This window comes from Paenibacillus sp. UNC496MF (assembly GCF_900113915.1).
GTDB lineage: Bacteria > Bacillota > Bacilli > Paenibacillales > Paenibacillaceae > Paenibacillus_Z > Paenibacillus_Z artemisiicola.
In genome coordinates, this window is sequence record NZ_FORE01000005.1 from 681453 (window position 1) to 701999 (window position 20547).

12 protein-coding genes are annotated in these 20547 nt (G+C 66.8%); 1 reads left to right on the forward strand and 11 read right to left on the reverse strand.

Translation table 11 applies throughout. The features are described from left to right. Position 1: 1 nt before the first annotated feature. The 6 genes from BMZ79_RS08195 to BMZ79_RS35025 form a co-directional block, all read right to left on the reverse strand. Positions 2–1375: an NfeD family protein gene (locus BMZ79_RS08195; RefSeq protein WP_090638485.1), complete on the reverse strand. Its 1374-nt coding sequence runs from the start codon at positions 1373–1375 to the stop codon at positions 2–4. Between the two features lie 79 nt (positions 1376–1454). Then, positions 1455–2804 carry an MATE family efflux transporter gene (locus BMZ79_RS08200; protein ID WP_090638487.1) on the reverse strand — a complete coding sequence of 450 codons (1350 nt, stop codon included), beginning with the start codon at positions 2802–2804 and terminating at the stop codon, positions 1455–1457. Between the two features lie 137 nt (positions 2805–2941). Continuing rightward, positions 2942–3385: a GatB/YqeY domain-containing protein gene (locus BMZ79_RS08205; protein WP_090638490.1), complete on the reverse strand. Its 444-nt coding sequence runs from the start codon at positions 3383–3385 to the stop codon at positions 2942–2944. A 15-nt stretch (positions 3386–3400) separates the two neighbouring features. Further along, complete coding sequence (gene rpsU / locus BMZ79_RS08210; RefSeq protein ID WP_090573672.1) at positions 3401–3574, reverse strand: 30S ribosomal protein S21; 174 nt, start codon at positions 3572–3574, stop codon at positions 3401–3403. Positions 3575–3691: 117 nt separating this feature from the next. Beyond that, positions 3692–4030, reverse strand: a complete 339-nt coding sequence (locus BMZ79_RS08215) for a histidine triad nucleotide-binding protein (RefSeq protein ID WP_090638492.1) — start codon at positions 4028–4030, stop codon at positions 3692–3694. A 145-nt stretch (positions 4031–4175) separates the two neighbouring features. After that, a complete protein-coding gene (locus BMZ79_RS35025) occupies positions 4176–4637 on the reverse strand; it encodes a hypothetical protein (protein ID WP_256252599.1) in 462 nt (153 codons plus the stop codon). A 279-nt stretch (positions 4638–4916) separates the two neighbouring features. On the opposite strand from BMZ79_RS35025, the gene BMZ79_RS08225 reads away from it, so the two are divergent. Beyond that, positions 4917–6239 carry an FAD-dependent oxidoreductase gene (locus BMZ79_RS08225; protein WP_090638495.1) on the forward strand — a complete coding sequence of 441 codons (1323 nt, stop codon included), beginning with the start codon at positions 4917–4919 and terminating at the stop codon, positions 6237–6239. A 325-nt stretch (positions 6240–6564) separates the two neighbouring features. Here BMZ79_RS08225 and BMZ79_RS08230 read toward each other — a convergent pair whose 3' ends face one another. The 5 genes from BMZ79_RS08230 to addB form a co-directional block, all read right to left on the reverse strand. After that, complete coding sequence (locus tag BMZ79_RS08230) at positions 6565–7173, reverse strand: hypothetical protein (protein ID WP_090638498.1); 609 nt, start codon at positions 7171–7173, stop codon at positions 6565–6567. A 127-nt stretch (positions 7174–7300) separates the two neighbouring features. Continuing rightward, a complete protein-coding gene (locus BMZ79_RS08235; protein WP_090638500.1) occupies positions 7301–10885 on the reverse strand; it encodes an AAA family ATPase in 3585 nt (1194 codons plus the stop codon). Further along, positions 10882–12108 (reverse strand): exonuclease SbcCD subunit D, encoded by a 1227-nt coding sequence (locus BMZ79_RS08240; RefSeq protein ID WP_090638502.1) that lies wholly within the window; start codon positions 12106–12108, stop codon positions 10882–10884. Before BMZ79_RS08240 ends, BMZ79_RS08235 begins: the two co-directional genes overlap by 4 nt. A 26-nt stretch (positions 12109–12134) precedes the next feature. Then, positions 12135–16682 carry a UvrD-helicase domain-containing protein gene (locus BMZ79_RS08245; RefSeq protein WP_090638504.1) on the reverse strand — a complete coding sequence of 1516 codons (4548 nt, stop codon included), beginning with the start codon at positions 16680–16682 and terminating at the stop codon, positions 12135–12137. Continuing rightward, positions 16679–20263, reverse strand: a complete 3585-nt coding sequence (gene addB / locus BMZ79_RS08250; protein WP_090638507.1) for a helicase-exonuclease AddAB subunit AddB — start codon at positions 20261–20263, stop codon at positions 16679–16681. Before addB ends, BMZ79_RS08245 begins: the two co-directional genes overlap by 4 nt. Positions 20264–20547: the final 284 nt, after the last annotated feature.

A 20547-nucleotide genomic window follows, 5' to 3' on the forward strand; every position in this document is an offset into this window, starting at 1 on the left:
ATTATTCGTTCTCGTCTTTCGGCCTTACGACGACGCGGGTGCCCTCGACCTTGACGACCACCACGTCCGAATGCGGCGCGACGAACTCGCCGGACGTCACCACGTCGACGCGCTCGTCGCCGAAGCGCGCCGTGCCGGCCGGCCGCAGCGGCGTCAGGGCGATGCCGTGCCGGCCGAGATAGTCCGCCTTGTTCGCCGAGGAGCGGTACCCCTTGTCGGTCGTCAGCTGGTCGCGCAGGATGAATTTGTTCCAGACGCCTTTATGCGCGAAGCGCTTCGCGACGAAGTAGACGATGACGGCCGCGGCGACGAGCGCGACGGCGAGCGACAGCAGCGCGGACTTCGGGTTCGGCGCGGCCAGCAGCACCCCCGCGACGAGCGCGGACGAGCCGAGAATGCCGAGAATGCCGAAGCTCGGCAGGAAGAACTCCGAGACGAGCAGCAAGAGGCCCGCGATGAACAGCGCGACGTCCTCGAAGCCGGCGAACCCCGTTACGTAGTGGCCGAAGAAATAGAGCACGAACGCCAGCGTGCCGATGACTCCGGGCGCCCCGAAGCCGGGCACCATGAATTCGACGGCGATGCCGGCGATGCCGATGATCAGCAGGATCGTCATGACGGCGGGATGCGTCAGAAAATCGCCGATCTTCTCCACCGCGCTCGCTTCGTAACGGACCACGTTCGGCTGATCCAGCTTCAAGCCGTCGATCGCCGCTTGTTCCGTGTCCGCCGTAAATTCGGCATAGCCGGCTTTGACCGCTTCCTGGGCGGTCAGCGTCAGCACCTCGCCCTTCGCCTTCGTGCGCCCGAGCTCCTTCAGCTCGACCGTCAGCGACGGATTGACCATGGCCGCGGCGATGTCGGGATCGCGTCCGTTCAATTCCGCCGCGGACTTCATCGTCTCCGTCCAGAACGACACCGTCTTCGGATTGTCGACGAGCGTTCCGGTTTCGTCCACGACGGCCGCCGCGCCGATCGTGCTGCCCGGCTGCATGACGATCTGCTTCGCGTTCAGCGCGATGTACGTGCCGGCCGACACGGCCTTGCCCTGCACGAAGGCGGTCGTGGGCACCTTGCTCTCGCGGATCAGCTCCCCGATGTCGAGCGCGCTGTCGACCCGCCCGCCGAGCGTGTTGAGCACGAGCAGCACCCGGCTCGCTTTCGCTTCCTCGGCTTCCTCGTAAGCCCGTTTCAAATGCTGGTACAGCCCGGATTCCACCGACCGGTCCGCGTCGACGACGTAGACCGTCGAACCGACGGAATCGCCGGCGGCCGCGGCTTTCGCCGGCACGGCGGACGTTCCCGCGAGCGCGAATCCGAGCAGCACGGCGACGGGCAGCAGCCACCTGAAGTTCCAACGCTGGACTTGCCGCACATTAGCCCCTCCTTTGCACGCCTAACGAACGACGCAACCTACTCCTCTAGTACGGACGCGGCCCCGACATGTTTCACGCTTACGCATGCGCGGCTTCCTTCAGCCGGACCGCGGTCCAGTCCGTCCGGTAGAACCGGACCATGACCGACAGCCCGAACACCATCAAGAACGTATAGAGCGCGAGCCAGGCGCCCATGCTCCCCCAATGGAACACGAAGATGAACAGATAGGCGAGCGGCACGAACAGAAACCAGCTGACGATGAACGAGACCCGCAGCAGGAACGTCGTGTCGCCGATGCCGCGCAGCCCGCCCGCGTAGAAGTTCAGCAGGCCGTCGAAGATTTGCAGGTACGCGGACGCCTTGATCAAGTACGCGGCGAGCTGGTACACCTCGGCGTCATTGGTATACAGATGGGTAATATGCTCGGCGAAAATAAATTCGCCCGTTCCGAGCAGGACGAGAAACGCGCCGCCCAAAATCGCGGTGTCCGTGCCGACGCGCCGGCCGAGCAGCGGCGTCCCTTTGCCCACGAGCTGTCCGACGAGGATCGTCGCGGTCGAGCCGAACGCGAAGGCCGGCATGAAGCCGAAGGACATGATGCTGAGCGCCACTTCGTTGGCCGCCAGCGCCCGGTCGCCGAGGCGCGCGACGAACGCCGTGAAGATGTACATCGAGAGGCTGAGCGAAAATTCCTGCATGCCGAGCTTGCCGCTCTCCTGCGCGATCAGCTTCATCTCGACCCATTTGAACGTAAGGGTCAAGTAACGCCGCGTCTGGAATTTCTTGTTCAGCACGACGAAGAAGATGAAGGCGCAAATGAGCGTTTGGGCGCTTTCGCCGATTAGTATGGCGTACCCCGCGCCCTTTAACCCCAGCTCCGGCAGGCCGAGCTTGCCGTACGTCAGCAGGTACGTCAGGAGCAGGATCGGCACGTTCGCCATCAGCGAGACGACCATGGACATCTTGGTCGCCCCGATGCCGCGCAGAAAGCCGTGAAACGCGAAATTGATGATGCCGAAGGACATGGCGTAGAACCGCAGCTCCAGGTAGTAGGTCCCCGTGTGCACGAGGTCCGACGAGCCGCCGGTCCAGCGCAGCACGTCGTCGGCGCCTACCAGGCCGACGAACGCGATGAGCAGCGCGAACGCCAGACACATGTACATCGCGATGTAGGTGCGCTGGATGCCCCGCTTCATGTCGCCCGCCCCGTGATTTTGCGCGACGAGGTAATTGACGGTGTGTCCGATGCCGGAGAATAGGGCGAAGGCGTTGTACATTATGATGTTGGAGACGCCGACGATCGCGATGATGAGCGAGCCGAGCTGCCCGACGATGATCAGATTGATCGTCCCGACGACGGTAGCGCTTGCAAAGGAAACCAAGGACGGAATGGCCAGCAGTAAAATTTCTTTCCAATTTCGCAGCATGGACGCGTAAGCCTCGTTTCGGTAGGTTAGCCCTAATTGTCGCCCACCCGAAGAGGGTGTGTCAATAGGGGTTCGGGTTCCCGGCAACACGAAAAAACACTCCCCCGCAAGGAGGAGTGTTTGGCTGTCAGCCTATGTTATTGCAGAAATTGCTGCACAAATGTGTTTACTAGTTTACCATCAGCACGCCCTTTGACTTTCGGCATAAGAGCGCTCATGACTTTCCCCATCTCGGCTTTCGAAGAAGCACCGGTTTCCTGGATGGTCTGCTGAACAATCAACTTGATCTCTTCTTCGGTCAGCTGCTGAGGCAGGTATTCACTAATAATTTCAATTTCTGCTGCGACGCCTTTCGCAAGATCGTCGCGGCCGGCTTTCTCAAATTCTTGGAGGGAATCTTTACGTTGTTTGATCTCACGACTTAAGATATCAAGCACTTCGGCGTCTTCAAGCGGACGTTTCAGCTCGATCTCTTGATTCTTGATGGACGCGCGGAGCATCCGAATCGTCGTGAGCTTGAATTTGTCCTGGCTCTTCATCGCCTGCTTCATATCGTCGTTCAATCGTTCGCTAAGGTTCATCGTGGAAGGATCCTCCTAAAACTTTCTCTTGCGCGCAGCCTCGGACTTCAACTTACGCTTGACACTAGGCTTCTCATAATGCTTGCGTTTCTTCACCTCGGCCAATACGCCATCCTTTGCGATGGTACGTTTGAAGCGGCGGAGTGCAGCATCGATCGTCTCGTTTTTGCGAACTTTTGTTTCAGACACCAGTTTTCCCTCCCTCCGAATCAGACCGTCCAAGAAAGTTAACACGGTTCATCAAATTTAATTATAGTTGATAACGAAAGGCAGTGTCAACTTGAACGGACATGCTATTTTTTTCGCCTAATTAAGGCCCTTCAGCTTCGTTCCGCCGAGCAGGTGAAGATGCAGGTGATACACGACTTGTCCGCCGTCGCCGTTCACGTTGTTGACGAGACGGTAGCCGGATTCCGCGATGCCGAGTTCCCCCGCGATCTGCCGGGCGGCCGCGAACAGCTCCGCCATCAGCGCGTCGTCTTCGGACGTCACGTCGTTCATCGTCGGGATATGTTTCTTCGGGATGATGAGAATATGTACGGGCGCTGCGGGCTGGATGTCTCGGAACGCCACGACGCGGTCGTTCTCGAACACTTTGTTGGACGGAATGCTGCCCTCGATGATGCCGCAAAAAATGCAATCCATGCTTCAAGCTCCTTTCCCGCCGATATCGGTGCTACCTATTCACCATCATAACGAAAAAAAGTAAGCAAGTCCAATGCCGGAAACCAGCGTCCGGTCGATGAACGCTGGTTCGTCAGGACGGTGCGGCAGCGAAGGCCGCCAAGGCTTAATAAAACGGAAGCAGCGACAGGCCGACGAGCGCCGCGAGCGGGAATACCTGCCGGTAGAAACGGCGGCGCGGGAAGAACGGATACGGATACAGCGGCGGGAAAAACGGCCCCGGGACGAACGCGCGGTCCATGCCGCCGCAGTGCGGCACCGCCAGGCAGACGACCTCGTCGTCGATATGCTCGATGAAGCCGTCGCAGCACCAGCCGTCGTGCGTATGCGCGAGCACGTAACGGTGCATGTGCTCGTGACACCAATGCTTCATTTCATGCTTATGGACGTGATGCGTGCTCGGCTTCGGCGTCTCGATCGGCGCCGTCGATGCCTTCCCCGGCGGAGTCGGGATCGTACCGGTGGATTTTTTGCCGGTCGCTCCTTTGGATGCTTTACCGACCGGGGCAATCGTCGCGCCCTTCGACGACGGCTTGACGACCGGGGACGTTGTCACTTTCTTCTCCATCTCTCAACATGACCTCCTTCAATCTCTTGCCATGATATTCGCCCGTGGGCAAATGGCGCCTATGACTGGGCAAAATAGGCGTTTACCCGGGAGGGATCGATGCCGATTCGGTGGGAATATCAGCCGAAAACGAGATAGATCGGCCATCTTGCCGCGCGTATAATGGAAAACGCGAGAGCGTGCGGCGACGCGGCGCTCCAAGGAGATCGGCCGTGCCGAAGGGCTTCGGCGCCGGCTTGGCCGGCAAGGCCGACGATTCGTCGGAAGGAGACAAGCTGCATGAAAGTGGCGATTATCGGGGGCGGGCTTGCCGGATTGACGGCGGCCGCGTATTTGTCGGTCCGGCCGGACGTCGAAGGCGTGCTGTTCGAACGGAGTCCGCAGCTGGGCGGCCGCGCGTTTACCTACGAGAAGGCCGGCTTCACGCTCAATTACGGCGCGCATGCCGTCTACGGCTTGGACCGCCACACCCTCTCCGTGATGGAGCGGGAGCTGCATTTGCGTTTCGGGAGCAAGCAGGTCGACAAGCGGAAGGTCATGTACGAGAAAGGCGAGCGGCTGACGCCGGCTCCGCTCGATTTCGTGAATCTGGTCAAGACGGACATCTTAAGCGCGATGCAGAAGGTCCGCTTCGTCGGGGAGATTACGGCGATCATCGCGAACATTCATCAGCTCAAGCATTACGCGACGCTAGGGGATTACCTGCGGGAGTCCGGCGCGGACGAAGACGTCAAGGAGTTATGGGAGCATCTGGTATGCAGCAACTTCTTCATCGCGCCCGGGGACGCGCGCCGCGTGCCGGGACCCGTCATCGCCGACTATTACCACAACCTGTTCCTGTCCCAGCGTCCCGTCAACTACGTGCTCGGCAGCTGGGCCGTCATCACCGATCAGCTGCGCGACAAAATCGGCTTGTCCGCGCGCTGGGCGATCGCCCTGCAGGAAGGCGTCGACGGCATCCGCTACGAGCAAGGCAAATACGTCCTGACGACGAAAACGCGCGAGGAGGCGTTCGACCGGGTCGTCTTCGCGATGCCGGTCCAACAGGTCGTCAAGCTGCTGCGCGGCACGCCGTGGGAGCCGTTCCTGGAGCCGTACGAGCGCAATACCGCCACGGAAGTCATGGTCTACGACGTCGGGCTGCACGCGGTCGTCGCCCGGCCGTTCAGCTACATCAGCGATATGAACCATAAGCTGTTCATCTCGGACGTGTCCGCGACCGATCACACCCTCGTGCCGGAGGGCGGGCAGCTGCTGCAGGGCATCGCCTACCTCAGCGACGAGCGCGGCGGCGGCGAAGCCGACCGGAAAGCGTATCTCGAGGAACGGACGGCGCAGATGGAAGCGCTGTTCGACCGCCACTATCCGGGCTGGCGGGACGCCGTCGCGGTCAAGCGCGTATCGAAGAAGGCCATGGTGCAGAGCGTCAAAAACGTCGCGGGCAACAAGCTGCTGCCGATCCGGATCGAAAGCATGCCGTTTTATTTTTGCGGGGACGGCTGCGAGGGCAAGGGCGAGCTGGCCGAGCGCGCGTTCTCGAGCGGCCGTCTGGCCGCCGGGCGCATCGCGGGCGAATTGGAAAAGCTGCACGCGAAGGTTTGACGGACGGAACGGACGTGGGATGGAACGACGGAATAAACGGAACGCACGGAATGATTCGGAACGGACGGAACGACGGAATGGCGAAACGACGGAACGACGGAACGACGGAACGACGGAACGACGAAACGACGGAATGACGGAATGCACGGAACGGTTCGGAACGGGCGAAACGACGGAATGGACGAAATGAGGTTGGTCGCAGTTCGGGGCGGAGTTGCGGCGTGATCTGGCGCAAGGCAGCATACTAGCAGAATTGAAACGCAAAAGACCGGCCGCGTTCCTCGGCGAGAGGAAGCGCGGCCGGTCTTTTTCATGCGAACGTCGATCAACCCTTGAACGCGAGATCCGCGGGCTTGTTCATTTCCGTCAGCAGACTGCCGGCGATCGACGGCCAGCCGGCGTCGACCAGGATGGCGAGCGATTGCTCCTTATTGACCGTATCGTGCTGAAAGGCCGACAGCTCCTGCTGGCAAGCCTTGAACGCTTGCAGCAATCCGTTCAAGTAGGCTTGCTCCCCTGCCGTGAGCGGCCCGGCATGATTGCCGACCGCTTGCAGCGACGCCAGCGTTTGGTCCAGGAACTCGTCCGCGCCCCGCTTCGCCGCGAACTTCCGGCCGTTCGCGTCTTCCGCCGCCCGGATGAAGTCCGCCGCGGCCGATGCTTGCCGATAGGCGGCCAGCAGCTTGCTCTTCGCCAGCATGCGGTCCGCGATGTCTCCCTTCGCGAGCAGATCGCCGGTATCGGCGGCGGCTTCGTCGAAGAAAGCCTTCGCGCCGTTGCCGGAACGAATGACCGCCGCGCCGCGGTCCGCCTTGGACGTCTGGTCGTTCTGAATGAGCTTGGAATATAAGAACACGTTGCCGATTAAGCTGACGGTCAGCACAATCAGCACGATCGGCGTGAAAATCGGCCGCTTGGCCTGCTGTTCTTCCACGAAACTGCCCCCTACGCACGCAAGTTCCGCCGGGCTGCGCGTCGATTCGCTTCCCCGGCATTCTCTCCCTACGTTAGCGGTTTCCCTCGTAGAAATCAACCGGACGCGACCAACGTTAACAGTTCCGTCACATCGTCTCCAGCTCGACCGCGCTCCCGCGGCCGAACGGCTCGGACGGGGTGACGATCAGCCGGCGCGGAAGCCTTGCCCGCAGCTCCGGCACGTGGCTGATGACCCCGACCGCGAGCGTCTCGTGGTGCAGCTTCTCGAGCGCGGTGATGACCGTGTCCAGCAGCTCGGGATCCAAGGTGCCGAAGCCTTCGTCCAGGAAGAAGAACTGAAGCGGATACTTGCCCCGCAGCTGGATTTGGCCCGAAAGCGCGAGGGCGAGCGCCAGCGACGCAAGGAATGTCTCCCCGCCGGAGAGCGTCGACACCGGGCGGCGGAGACCGCCCGCGGCATCGTCGCGGATGACGAAGCCGCCGCCGGAATCGACCTCGAGCGCGTAACGGCGCTTGGTCAGGAAGCCCAGCCGCTCCGAAGCGGCCCGGCACACCTGCACCAGCTGCTCCTCGGCGACGTATTCCACGAACGCGTTGCCGCGAAAGACGGTCTGCAGCGACTTCAGCCGGTTCGTCAGCCGCTCCATGGCCGAGCGCTTCGCCTCCAGCGCGAGCCACCGTTCCTGCTTGCTCCGCAGCGATTCCAGATCCCGTTCCGCCTTCGCGGCCGCCTGCAGGCACAGCTCGCCCGACGCGCGCCGCGCGGAAAGTTCGGCGGCGGAAGCCTCCCATTCCTCTTCCGTCAGCGTGCGGCCGCCGAGCTGTTCCCGCAGCAGGGACGCCTGCGCCGCCAGCTGCCGCTCTTCTTCCCGGTGCTTCGCCACGAGATCCGCGATCGCGGCCTGCCGATCCAGCATCGGCCGCAAGGCGTTCACCTCGTCCGCGCTCTCGAACGGCGACCGTTCCAGAGCGGCCGTCCACTCGGCGCCGGCTTCGCGGCGGCGTTCCTCCGCGGCGCGTTCCGCTTCCGCCGCGCCGGTCCGCTGCTCGGCCGCCTGCTGCAGCTCCCGCTGGGCGTCTTCGTGACGCCGCGAGCGCTCGGCGGTCCGGGTTCGCAGCCCGGCAAGCTCCCGTTCCGCCTCGCGAATCAATTCGGCGGCCGGCTGACCTTCGGTGACGGCGGACAGACGCTGCCGCTTCTCGTCCAGCTGCTCGCGCCGTTCATGGAGCGACGCTTCCAGCCTGGCGGCTTCCAGCTCGGCCTCGTTCGAGAGCCGCTCGCTCTCTTCCTTCGTCCGCGTCGTCTCCTCGATGTACGTGACGCTGCGGTCCAATCGGCCGCGCAGCTCGTCCGCGGCGGCTTCGCGCCCGTCGAGCGCCAGCAGCGCCGTCTCCGCCGTATCCGGGCGAAGCTCCGGTCCGAGCTGGGCCGTCCATTCCTCGAGCTCCCGCTCCAGCGCTTGCCGGCATTGCGCGTGATGCGCCCGCGCGCGGTCGGCCAGCGCTTCCTGCGTCGCGCAAGCCGCCGCGCTCTGCTCGAGCCGGCGCTCCGTCTCAACGCAGCGGGCGCGCGCGGCGGCGGCGGCCTTCTCGCCGGCCGCGAGCCGTTGGCCGGCGCCGGCCGTCAACTCGCGGACCGCGTCCAGCGCCCGCGCGCAGCGGTCCAGCGCCTCCGCCGGCGCCGGCTCCGGCCCGGCCGGCGCGAACGCGGCGAGCGATTCCGCCTGCACTGCGACCGCCGCTTCGGCCGCGGCGGCGGCTTCCCGGCGGAGCCGCTCCGCGGCGCCGGAAGCGGCCGTGCCGTCGGCGTCCTGGCCGGCCGCGCGGCCGGAACCGTATGCGATGCCGCGTTCGGGTTCGGCACCGGAGATCGCCGCCCGCGCGTGCGCGTCCTCGACGCGGCCGGCTTCGAGCGTTTCCAGCAGCCGTTCCGCGGCGGCTTCCGCGCGCGTCTGCAACGGCGAGAGCTCGAGCTGCAGCCGCTGGCAGCGGGCGTTCAGCTCCTCCCAGCCCCGGAGCAGCGCGTCCCCGCGGTCCTCCGCCTCCAGCGGCGCCCGGTGCAGCGCGCGATGCTCGCGCGACCCGCAGACGGGACATGCTTCCCCGTCCCGCAGATCCGCGGCCAGCCGCGCGGCGAGCTCCAGGCGCGCCTGCTCGCGCTGCGCCTCCCGCGCGCGTTCCGCCCATTGCGGAATCGCGGACGCGGCTTCCCGCAGCTTCCCGGCCGCGTGCGCCAGCACGCCGCCGGCCGGCAGGAGCTCGGCCGCGTGCGCGGCCAGCGCCTCGCGCGCCGACCGATGCTCGGCCCGCGCCGCTTCCCGGGCCGCGCTCGCCTGCGCCAACCGTCCGGCGGCCGCCTCCAGCTCCGCCCGCGACGCTTCCGCCTGCGCGGCTAGCTGGCCATGCTGCTGCAGCCGCTTCGTCAGGCGCGCGCGCCGCTCCCGGTCCGCGGCGGTCAGCTCCGCCGCCTTCAGCTCGCCGCGCAGCTCCGCCTGCTTGGCCGCCGCGCGGCCGAGCATCTCCTGCGCCTTCGCGGCTTGCTCGCCGTAGGCGCGCCGGCGCTCCGCGGCGTCGCGGGCGCGCGCCTCGTCGGCCGCGACGCCCGCCGCCAGCTCGGCGGCCTCGCCCTCGAGCCGCCGCGCGCCGGCGAGCTGGTCGAGCCGCAGCGCCAGGCGCGGCTCGCCGGCCGCGGCCTCCGCGGCCGCCGCCGTCCACGCGGCGGTCGCGGCCGCGGCCGCTTCCTGCCGTGCGGCATGCGCCCGCACGGCCGTCTCGCGGCGCGAAGCGGCGGCGGCAAGCGCCGCTTCGGCCGCGCCGGCGGCGGCGAGCGCCGGCAGCAGCCGCTCCGCCGCCGCGAGGCGCTGCAGCTCGCGCTCGAGCGCCGCGACGCGCGGCGCGTCCGCGAGCAGCTGCGCGTGCAGCGCCTCCTTCTCGCGCAGCGCCAGCAGCCGCTCGCGCACCTGCGCGCGCTCCGCGTGCAGCCGCTCCGCTTCCGCGAGCGCGGCGCGCGCCTCCGCGGCCGCGGCCGCCGCCTCGCGATAGCGCGCCTCGGTCGCTTCCGCCGCGGCGGCCGACGCGTCGCCGAGGCCGAGCTGCTCCGCGGCCGCCTCCTGGAGCGCGGCCTCCGCCGTCTTCAGCCGCTGGCTGAGCTTCAGCGCCAGCCCGTCGCCGAACCGCTCGAGGCGGAACAGGCGCTGCAGCATGGAGCGGCGGTCTTTGCCGGTCAGCGACAGAAACTCCGCGAACTTTCCTTGCGGGAGCACGACCGCCCGCGTGAAGTCCTGCATGTTGAGCCCGATCCGCTCCTCGACGCAGCGGGTCACGTCCGCGAGCTTGTCCGCCACGACGACGTCGCCGCCGTCCGTCACTTCCACGAAGCGGCTCAGCGTATTGCTGACGGACACGTCCCCGCCGCGCTTGAACTGCCGCTCGACGCGGTACCGCTTGCGCTCCCCGCCTCCCGCCAGATCGAAGGTGAACGCGACGGCCAGCGTCTTCTCCGCCTGGTTCATGATGCCCTGCGTGCCGCCCGCGGCGCGCTCCACTTTGCCGTAGAGCGCCAGCGTCACCGCGTCCAAAATGCTCGACTTGCCGCTGCCCGTCGGCCCGAAGATGCCGAACACGCCCGCTTCGCACAACCGTTCGAAATCGACCTCCTGCGCTTCGCGGTAGCTCTGCAGGCCGCTTAATTTCAACAAAATCGGCTTCATGCCCGCTCACCTCCCGCTTGTACCGCGCCGGCCGCTTCCCCTTCGCCGGCATCCGGCGCGTCTTCCTCTTCGGCGATCAGCTCCAGGAACAGCCGCACCGTCTCCGCGTCCGGTTCCCCGCCGCCGGTTTGGCGCGAGAAGAAGCGGCGGAACAGCTCCTCGGCCGGCAGCTGCTCCCGCGCGCGCGCGTCGAGCTCCATCGCCTCCGCCGTTTCCGGATATACCGGCCGGATATGTACGAGTCCGTCGTGCATGCGGCGCAGCTGCTGGATATGCTGCAGCGTCATGGCATCCGTCATGTGGATGCTGAGATCGATCCAAGCCCGGGCGTCCCGGCCTTCCTCGATCCAGGCGGTCACCTCGGCGATGCCGCCCTTGGCGTTCCACTTCACGACCGGGCGGCCGCAGCCGAGCAGCACCTCCTTCGGCTCGACGGCCACGCCGGGCTTCGCGTCGAAGACGACGACCGATTTGGCCTGTCCCGCTTCCGAGAAGCTGTACGCGAGCGGCGAACCGCTGTAGCGCATCGTCTCGTCCCCCGCCACGCGCTGCGGACGGTGCAGGTGGCCGAGGGCCACGTACTGCGCGCCGATCCGCAGCGCGGACGGATCTACCGTATACGCGCCGCCGATCTGGATCGGGCGCTCCGAGTCCGTCTCCGAACCGCCGAGCACGTATATATGGCTCATCGCCAAATTGACGGTATCGGGGCGAAACGCCGAGCCGAGCCCGGTCATCAGCCGGCCGACCCGTTCCGAATAGGCGCTGCGGAGCAGTCCTTCGTCCGTCTCTTCGCTCAGCAGCTCCCGCAAGCGGGATTCCGACGGGTACGGCAGCGCGGCGATGACCGCCCGTTCCCCGGTGCGGGCGACGTCGACGGCGAGCGGCCGGTCCGTCGGCATGCCGACGAGCCGGATGCCGCTGCGCGCCGCGAGCGGCGCGGACGCCGCCACCCGGTCGGGATGGTCGTGGTTGCCGGCGATGACGGCGATCGTCCGCCTGCCCCCGTCCGCGAGCCGAGCGACGGCCTCATAAAACAACGCTTCCGCCGCCGCGGGCGGGTTGACGGTGTCGTACACGTCGCCGGCGAGCAGAATGAGGTCGATCGCTTCGTCGTTCGCCAGCGCCGCCAGCTCGTCGACGAAGGCCGCCTGTTCCTCCAGCCGGCTCCGGCCCTCGAGCGTCCGCCCGAAGTGCCAGTCGGCCGTATGCAAAATCCGCATGATTGTTCGTACCCCCGTCCCATGAATTAATACAGCTTGACGGTCTTGCCTCCGTCCAGGAAAAACACGTAGCACTCGTCGACCTTGCCGCCGATGGCGGACGCGATCGCCTCCGCGTAGAGCGTCAGCTGGAAGCGGTGGCGTTCCGCCGCTTCCTCCCACCTGCCGAGACGGACGCGGTCCGTCTTGTAATCGAGCAGCACGAGCCCGCGGTCGTCCCGGAACAGGCAGTCGATCACGCCTTGAATGAGCACCGGCTCGCGCTCGACGCCGGACGGCAGGTCCGGGTAAACGCGGGCAGCCGGCAGCGTGCAGCTGAACGGCGTCTCCCGGCGTACCCACGGCGCGGCCAGCAGCCGGCGGCCGACTTCTTCCCCGAAGAAGGCCGCCGCGCCCGCCGCATCCACGGCCTCGGCCTGCTGCGCCGTCAGCATGCGCCGCTCCACGAGATTCGCGATCGTGGCCGCAACCGTCGCCTCCGTCACGCCGCCTTCCCCGTCCAGCGGAATATGCTGCATGACGAGGTGGCTGACCGTCCCCCGTTCCGCGGCCGTGAGCGACGCTTCCTCCATGAACCGCGGCCGGCGCAGCCGGAAGGTCTTTTCCCCGCCTGCCGCCCGTTCGGCCGCCGCGCCGGCTAGCTTCCCGATCGCCGCGCGGCCGTCCGCCGGTTCGTGCGCCGCCTTGCCCGTCGCGGCTTCCGAAGACGCGTCGAAGTCGAAGCTGAGCTGCTCCGGACCGTCGGCATCGTTCGCTGCGGGCGGTGCTTCGTTCGCGGCGCTTTCCCCTAACCGATCGACTTCTCCGATGTCCCCGAACGGCGCATCCCCGAGAGGGTCCGTGAACGACGGTGCCGCGTTCTCCAAACCGGCCATGCCGTCATCGCCGGCCGCTTCGGGAAGCAGAAGCGCATCCTCGTCCCTATTCAATTCGGCGTGGAGCCGCTTCATTTCCGTCACCGACGTTTTGGCGGCCGTGGCCGCCGCCGCGGCGAACGGGTACGTCCAGCCGAGCCGCCGGCCGATCTCGGCCGCCTCGGCGGGATCGGCCTCGCCGTCGACCGGCGCGAGATGCTGAACGGCGAGCATGCGCGCCTCGAAAGCGGCCTGCGCCGCGTCGCCGGCCTCCGCTCCCGCAGCGGCTTCCATGCCGAGCAATCCCGCGGGAACGACCGACGTGCGCCAAGTGCCGAACGGCACGACGACGCCGCGCGCGTCACCCGCCGAATCCCTTCCATCGTCGCTTTCCGGCATGGCATGCGACGATTCGGCGTCCGGCATGCGAGAGGACTTATCCGCAGCAACGGCTTCAGCCCCCGCCGGCATCTCTTCCGCGCGGAGCGCATCCGCGCCGTCCGGCTTCGCTGCCGTCGCGATGCCGGACGCTTCATTCGTACGTCCGATCGGCGCGTCCGTCGGCGCATCCGATTCCGCCTCGAAACCGGCTTCCGTCTCCGCCGCTTTCTCGACCGACAGCGGAAGGCCCGCGCTCATGGCGAGCGGACCGAGCCAATCCAGAAACCGCGCCGCGCCCGCAATGCGGAAATCCGGCAGCCGCCCGTTCGCGTCCAGCGCGGACTGCCAGCGCCGCAGCTGGTTGGCCGCGTCGCCGACCGTGCCGACGAGAAACATTTTTTCCTTCGGCCGCGTGAGCGCGACGTACAGAATCCGCATCTCCTCCGCCAGCGATTCCATGCCGAGCCGGTGGCGGATCGCCAAGTACGGCAAGGTCGGGTAGGTTACCCGCAGCTCCGCGTCCACGTAGCGGGGACCGAAGCCCAGCTGTTTGTGCATGAGGAACGGGCTGTTCAAGTCTCTCCGGTTGAACGACTTGCCGAGGCCGGCCGCGAACACGACCGGAAACTCCAGCCCTTTGCTCTTGTGGATGGACATGATGCGCACGACGTCCTCCTGCTCGCCGAGCGCCCGCGCGGTGCCGAGATCGCCGCCGCTGTCCCGCATCCGGTCGATGAAGCGGAGGAAGCGGAACAGCCCCCGCAGCGTCGTCGCTTCGTATTGGCGGGCGCGGTCGTGCAGCGCGCGCAGGTTGGCCTGCCGCTGCAGCCCGCCGGTCATCCCGCCGACCAGATCGTAGTAGCCCGTCTCCCGGTAAATCCGCCACAGCAGGTCCGCGAGCGAACCTTGGCGGGCTTCGCCGCGCCACGTCTCGAGCGCGTTCAGGAAGCGGCCGAGCTTCGCCCGCGTCTCTTCCGGAACGGACGAATCGGCCTCCGCCGACCGGACCGCCTCGAAATACGAGACGCGTCCGCCGGCGATGCGGACGAGCGCCAGCTCTTCTCCGGAGAGGCCGACGATCGGCGAACGCAGCGCGCCCGCGAGCGGAATGTCCTGGTACGGATTGTCGATGACGCGCAGCAGCGACAGCAGCGTCTCCACCTCGGTCGCTTCGAAATACCCGCTGCTCAGCTCGGCGTAAGCCGGTATGCCGTGCTGCTGCAGCTCCTCGATGATGACCGGCGCCCACTGCTTGTCCGCGCGCAGCAGAATGACGATATCCCGCCATTCGAGCGGCCGCTTGCGGCCCTTCCTGCCGTCGTAGACGAGGAACGGTTCCTCCGTCATGCCGCTGTCCGCCGCCGCCCCTTTCAGCCGGAGAATCCGGCTTGCGATCCAGCGCGCCTCCAGCTGAACCGTCTGGAGATCCTCCGCGCTTTCGGCCGGCGGCTCGCCCGCTTCCGCGGCTTCGCCTTCGGCCGCCGCGCCGCTTCGCTCCTCGCCGTCGTCGCCTCCGCGGTCCAGCACGGCGAATTCCACCGCGTACCGCTCCGGCGGTCCGCCTTCGTCGGACGGCGGATACGAGGCCCCGCAGACGAGCTCCGCGCGCGCGTCGTAATCCATCTCCGCCGCCTTCTCGCGCATGATGGCCCGGAACACTTCGTTGACGCCGTCCACGACCTCCTGCCGGCTGCGGAAATTCCGCGCCAGGTCGATGCGCACGCCGTACGCCGGTTCGTCCCCGTCCGGCGCCTCCCCGGCGGCGATTTCAGCGAGCGCCGGCAGCAGCGCCTCGCCGTACGGTTCGACGGCGGGTTCCTCCGCTCGGGCCGGCAGCAGGATCGCCTCGCGGTTGCGGGGCGTCTTGGCCCCGGGCGAACCGTCCGCGCCGCCGGCATGCGGCAGCACGGGAGCTTTCTCGGCCGGAACGAACGACTTGTATTTGCGCAGGAACAAGCCCGGCTCCGCCAAACGGAACCGGTAAATGCTCTGCTTCACGTCCCCGACCATGAACCGGTTGCCTCGGCCGGGACGGCCGATCAGCGAGACGATCGCTTCCTGCACCATGTTCGTGTCCTGGTACTCGTCGAGCAGAATCTCCTCGAATTGCTGGCGGTACTCCAAGGCCGCCGGCGACGGCAGCAGCCGCTCCGGCGTCGAAGCCGGGTCGCGCAGGATGCGCAGGCAATAATGCTCCATGTCGCCGAAGTCGATCAGGCCTTTCTCCAGCTTGGCCGCTTCGAACCGTTCGCCGAACTGTTCCACGAGGCCGGCGAGCGTCTCCATGTAAGGCGCCGATTCCCGCAGCTCCGCCGCGAATTGGTCCGGCGTCCGCACGAACAGCTCGTCGTTCAGGTTCCCGATCATGTCCTTGGCCCGTTCCCGCAGGTCCTTGGCCTGCTCCTGCAGCCCCTTGTCCGCGTCGCCGCGCTGGCTCTTCAGCTTGCCGAAGCCCGCCGCCGCGAACGCCTCGTGCCATGTTTCCCAAGGCTCGTTATCCACGCGGGCAAGCAGCGCGCGTACGACCGCCAGATCGTCATCGAACGTGGCGGCGTACGCGTCCGGCCCCGCCGGCTGCCGCGCGATTTCGAGCGCCTGCCCCAGCAGGCTCTCCGCGCCCTGCAGCGTCAGCGCGACGACGGCGCCGAGGCTCGCCACCCATTCCGAGCGTCCCAGCTCCGCCGCGTCCCCGACGCGGAAGGAAGCCGCCGTCTGCCGCAGCCACGCGTTCGGCCACGGATGGCTCCGGGCGAAGTCGTACAGCTTCAGCACGAGGGCATACAGCGGCTCGTCGCCGCGCTCGCCGCCGAACCGGTCCGCGAGCGCGAGGAAATCCGCCCCTTCCCCTTCCGGGCCGTTCCGTTCCGCCGCCGCGTACCGTTCCTCGAACAGCTCGTCCAGCACGTCCATGCGCAGCAGCTCCGCTTCCGTCTCGTTGGCGATCCGAAAGCCGGGATCGAGGCCGATCAGCGAATAGTACCGCCGGATGACGTCGAGGCAGAAGGAGTGAAGCGTCGTGATGGACGCCCGTCCCATCAGGGCGAGCTGCCTGCGGAGATGATCGGAATCCGGGCGCTTGTCCAGCTCCTTCTCGAGCGCGATCCGAATCCGCTCCTTCATCTCGGCTGCGGCCGCCTTCGTGAACGTCGCGACGAGCAGCCGGTCGACGTCCGTGTCGTTCGCGATTTTGCGGATGATCCGCTCGACGAGCACGGCGGTCTTGCCGGAGCCCGCCGCCGCGGCGACGAGGATATTGCTGCCGCCCGTCACGATGGCGCGCCATTGATCGTCCGTCCATGTGCTGCCGGCCGGTTTGGCCGGCATCGTTTGCGTCGTCATGCCTCGTCATCCTCCTTTCCTTCCGGTTTCGCGTTGGCCGCGGCATCGTTCGTAACCTGTTCCGCCTCTTGTTCCGTCTGCTCGTCCCCGGCCGACAGCAGCTTCCATACGTCGTCCTTGCCGGTCTTCTGCAGCTTGTTGTAGTCGTTGCCCTCGATCAGCGGATCGAATTGGCACACCGGCTTATAGTCGCAAAACTCGCACGGCGTCTTGCCGCCGAGCCGGTACGGCGCGATCGACACGTCGCCGCTCGCGATCCGGTCGCCGATCTTGCGCAGCGTGCCTCGAACGGAACGGCGCAGCGTGCCCCACTGCTCGTCCGAGACGACGGAAGAGCTGTTGTAGAATCCGCCGTCCCGCTTCAAGGCGAGCGGAAGCAAATCGGAGTAACCCGTCGACAACGCGCCGTCCATCAGGCGGACCGTCTCTTCGTCCGCCAGCACGAGTCCTTTGAGCTTGAACCGTTTCAGCATCTCCGCCCGCGCCTTCGCCGGCGGCAGGCCGTTGGATGACGCCAGCATCGGGTTATGCACGTGGAAATAGAGCGCGCCCGCCGCCTTCGCCGGCTGGCCGAGCCATTCCGGCGCGTGCGTGAGCAGCACGTCCAGGTACGTCAGCATCTGCAGCGCCATGCCGTACGCCACTTCTTCGAGCCGCAGCTGCTTCGCGCTCGACTTGTAGTCGATGACGCGCAGCAGGAGGCCGTCGGCCGTCTGGGCGGCGTCCACGCGGTCGATCCGGCCGGCCATCTCCAGCGTCCGCCCGTCCGAGAGCGGAATCGTGACCGGCGGCAGCGGCCCGTCCGGTCCGAAGCCGATTTCGAGCCCGACCGGACGGAACTGCGCCCGCCGCGCATGCTCGCCGAGAATGACCGCGGCCTGGCCGATGATGTCGCGCAGCTTGCGCGCCACGAATTGGTGGCGGCTGCTGCTGAACAGGATTTGCGACTGCAGCCTCGTCGCCAGCTCGCCGACGATCGCCGCGCAATGCTCGCGCAGCTCCTCCGGCGTCAGCGAGCCCCAACGGTCGCCGAGCGTCTCCGTCAGCCGGCTGAGCGCGGCATGGAACAGCTGCCCGATGTCCGGCGCGGCCAGCTTGTACTGCGCCCGTTCGCGCAGCCGCAGCCCGTGGATGGCGAAATGCTGGAACGGGCACGAGACGAAGCGCTCCATCCGGGAGACGCTGCCGCGCAGCAGCTTGCCGTACAGCCGGTCCGCCGTCTCGCGTGACAGCGCGGGCTCCTCGTTCGTATAGCGCAGCGAGCCCGCGAGCCGGCGCAGTTTGTCCTGCCATTCCGGCCGCGCCGCGAACCAATTGTACGTCTCCCACCAGAGCGGGGCGATCGCCGTCCCGTGACGCCATGCCCGCAGCTGCGTCACGAGGTACGAGAGCGTCCGTTCCGGACGGGCCACGAAGGAGCGCTGCTCGTCCCGGCTCATGCCCGGTACGGGCTCCATGGCGGCGCCCGATTCCGCCAGCCCCGGGAACAGCCCTTTCACGTGCCGGATGACCTCGGACGGCAGCAGGCTCTTGCCCTCTTCGTCGGCCAGCGGCCAGCTGATCCACAGATGCCGGCTCGGCGTCGTCAGCGCGTTATAGATCATGAACCGCTCGTCCAGCAGCTTCCGGCGGACGCCGGGCGCCATGACGAGGCCGCCGCTCTCCATCGTTTCCCGCTCCTGCTCCGTCAGCACGCCGTCCTCCTGCATCCGCTGCGGCATGACGCCGTCGCTCGCCCCGAGCAGGTAGCAGACGAGAATGTTGCCGGAACGCGTCCGGTCGATGCTGCCGATCAGCACCTGGTCGAGCGACGGCGGCACCGAAGCCAGCTTCAGGCTCTCGAGCCCGGTCTCGACCATGCCGGCGAACAGCTCGAGCGGCAGCGCCTCCGCGCCGGTCATCTCCGTCAGCTGGTCGAGCAGATCCATCACGCCGTCCCACAGCTGCCGGTGCTCCCGCGCGCGCAGCGGACGGCCCGCGGCGATCTCCCTGCGGCTCCACCGCTCCAGCCGGTCGGGCGCGTCGACGGCCATCAGCAGCCGGTACAGCGCCTCGCACATGCCCCGGACGTCCCGCGCCTTCTTCAGCTCGCGGACGAATTTCCGCAGGACGGGGACGACGGCTTCGCGCGCGGCCATGACCGCTTCGAATTCGCGCCGCTCCCGTACGCCCGCCTCCGCCGGCTCGCCTTCGAGCGTGTCGCGCGCCAGCGGCCTCCACTGGCTGGCCGTCAGCCATTTGTTGCCGTTCATGCCCGTCGCGAGGGCGAAGTTCTCCAAGAGATCGAACGTTTCCCGCGTGACGCTCCCGTCCTCCGGCAGCAGCAGCTCCGTCTTGACGCAGCGGAACACCGCTTCGAACCGCCAGCCGTACGACGCGATCTCGAGCGCGGACCGGATGAATTCGACGAGCGGATGATGCAGCGCGGCGTTCTTCTGGTCGAGGAAGAACGGAATGCCGTAATCGGCGAAGACCGCCTTGATGTAGTCGTTGTAATCCGGCGCGTTCCGCACCATCACCGCGAGGTCGCGGTAGCGCAGTCCTTCGTCGCGCACCCGGCGGACGATGTCCCGGGCCGCGGCCTCCACCTCGGCGCGCCGGCCGGAAGCGGCGCGCAGCGAAATCTGCCCGTCCGCCAGCGTCTCCGCCGGCAGCTGCAGCGGCGTCCGGCCCCCGCGGCCGTAATGCCGCTCGACATGGGCGAGCATCGGACTCTCCTTGAACCGCCACGGCGTGCCCGCCAGCAGCAGCGGCTCCTCGACGTCGACGCCGTTGTTCGCCGCCAGCTCGCGAAGCTTCAGGAACGTCTCCGCCGTCGGGCGGAACAGATCCAGCTCGTGCGGCAAGTCCCCGGCGCCGTAGGGCTTGTCCAGACACAGCGTGACCGTCATGTGCTTCGCATGCTTCATGAGCGCTTCCAGCGCTTCCAGCTCCTTCGGCGTGAACCCGTGGAAGCCGTCGACCCAAATCTCGCAATCGCGCATGGAAGGCGCCTCGTGCAGCCCTCTCGCCAGCCACCCCAAATAATCCTCCGCATCTATGTACAAGCCCGCAAGCTCCCGTTCCAGCCGGTCCGCGATGAGCTGCAGGTCGCCGAGCTTCCGCCCCAGCAGCGAATGGCGCGACCCCGCGAGCCCCTGGTCCCCGAACGCCCGCAGCGCTTCGGCGTCGATGCCGTACCGTTTCCATTCCGTCATCAGCTCGCCAAGCCGTTCGATGAACCCGTGCTGGCTCTCGCTGCCCTCGAACAATTGCAGCTCGCCCTTCAGCCGGGAGACGATCTTGTAGAGCAGCATGTTTTTGCCGTCTTCGCCGATCGGCGTCAGCGCCGTTCCCCCGGTCTCCTGCATGACCCGGAACGACAGCCGCCGGAAGCTGAGCGCCTGCGCCCGGATCGTCCCCTTCAAGGGCGATTCCGGCCTGCCGAGCAGCGCGTACTCCGTCTGGAAGGTCGCCTGCTCCGGCACGAGCATGACGAGCGGCGGTCCGTCGGGTAGCTCCCCGATCCGGCTCGTGATGGCCGAGAGGCAATGATGGGTTTTCCCCGCGCCCGAACGGCCGAGGACAAAACGAAGCGCCATGCGCCCACCTCTTCTTTCTCGCAATCGATTCTACTATCGGTTGTTCTATTCTAGCATACCGGATGCGGTCCTTTCACCCCGAAAGGCGAATATTTGTTCGATTCGGGCGCAGGTAAATCCTGCTCGGCGCCGGCTTGGCCCGGATTCTCTCGCGGGCGCGCGAAAAAAGAGCGGCCCCCGGGGACCGCTCTTGCTCGCATGCCGACTCTCTGAACTTGCCCCGCCTTGCCGCCAGGCGTTTCCGCTTCGGACGGGACCTCGCCGCTCCTTTCGGAACCCGCGCC

Coding starts and splice junctions, on each gene's coding strand:
- BMZ79_RS08200 (WP_090638487.1), bottom strand. CDS start 2,804: ATGCTGCGAAATTGGAAAGAAATTTTACTGCTGGCCATTCCGTCCTTG.
- BMZ79_RS08205 (WP_090638490.1), bottom strand. CDS start 3,385: ATGAACCTTAGCGAACGATTGAACGACGATATGAAGCAGGCGATGAAG.
- BMZ79_RS08215 (WP_090638492.1), bottom strand. CDS start 4,030: ATGGATTGCATTTTTTGCGGCATCATCGAGGGCAGCATTCCGTCCAAC.
- BMZ79_RS35025 (WP_256252599.1), bottom strand. CDS start 4,637: ATGGAGAAGAAAGTGACAACGTCCCCGGTCGTCAAGCCGTCGTCGAAG.
- BMZ79_RS08225 (WP_090638495.1), top strand. CDS start 4,917: ATGAAAGTGGCGATTATCGGGGGCGGGCTTGCCGGATTGACGGCGGCC.
- BMZ79_RS08235 (WP_090638500.1), bottom strand. CDS start 10,885: ATGAAGCCGATTTTGTTGAAATTAAGCGGCCTGCAGAGCTACCGCGAA.
- BMZ79_RS08240 (WP_090638502.1), bottom strand. CDS start 12,108: ATGCGGATTTTGCATACGGCCGACTGGCACTTCGGGCGGACGCTCGAG.
- BMZ79_RS08245 (WP_090638504.1), bottom strand. CDS start 16,682: ATGACGACGCAAACGATGCCGGCCAAACCGGCCGGCAGCACATGGACG.
- addB (WP_090638507.1), bottom strand. CDS start 20,263: ATGGCGCTTCGTTTTGTCCTCGGCCGTTCGGGCGCGGGGAAAACCCAT.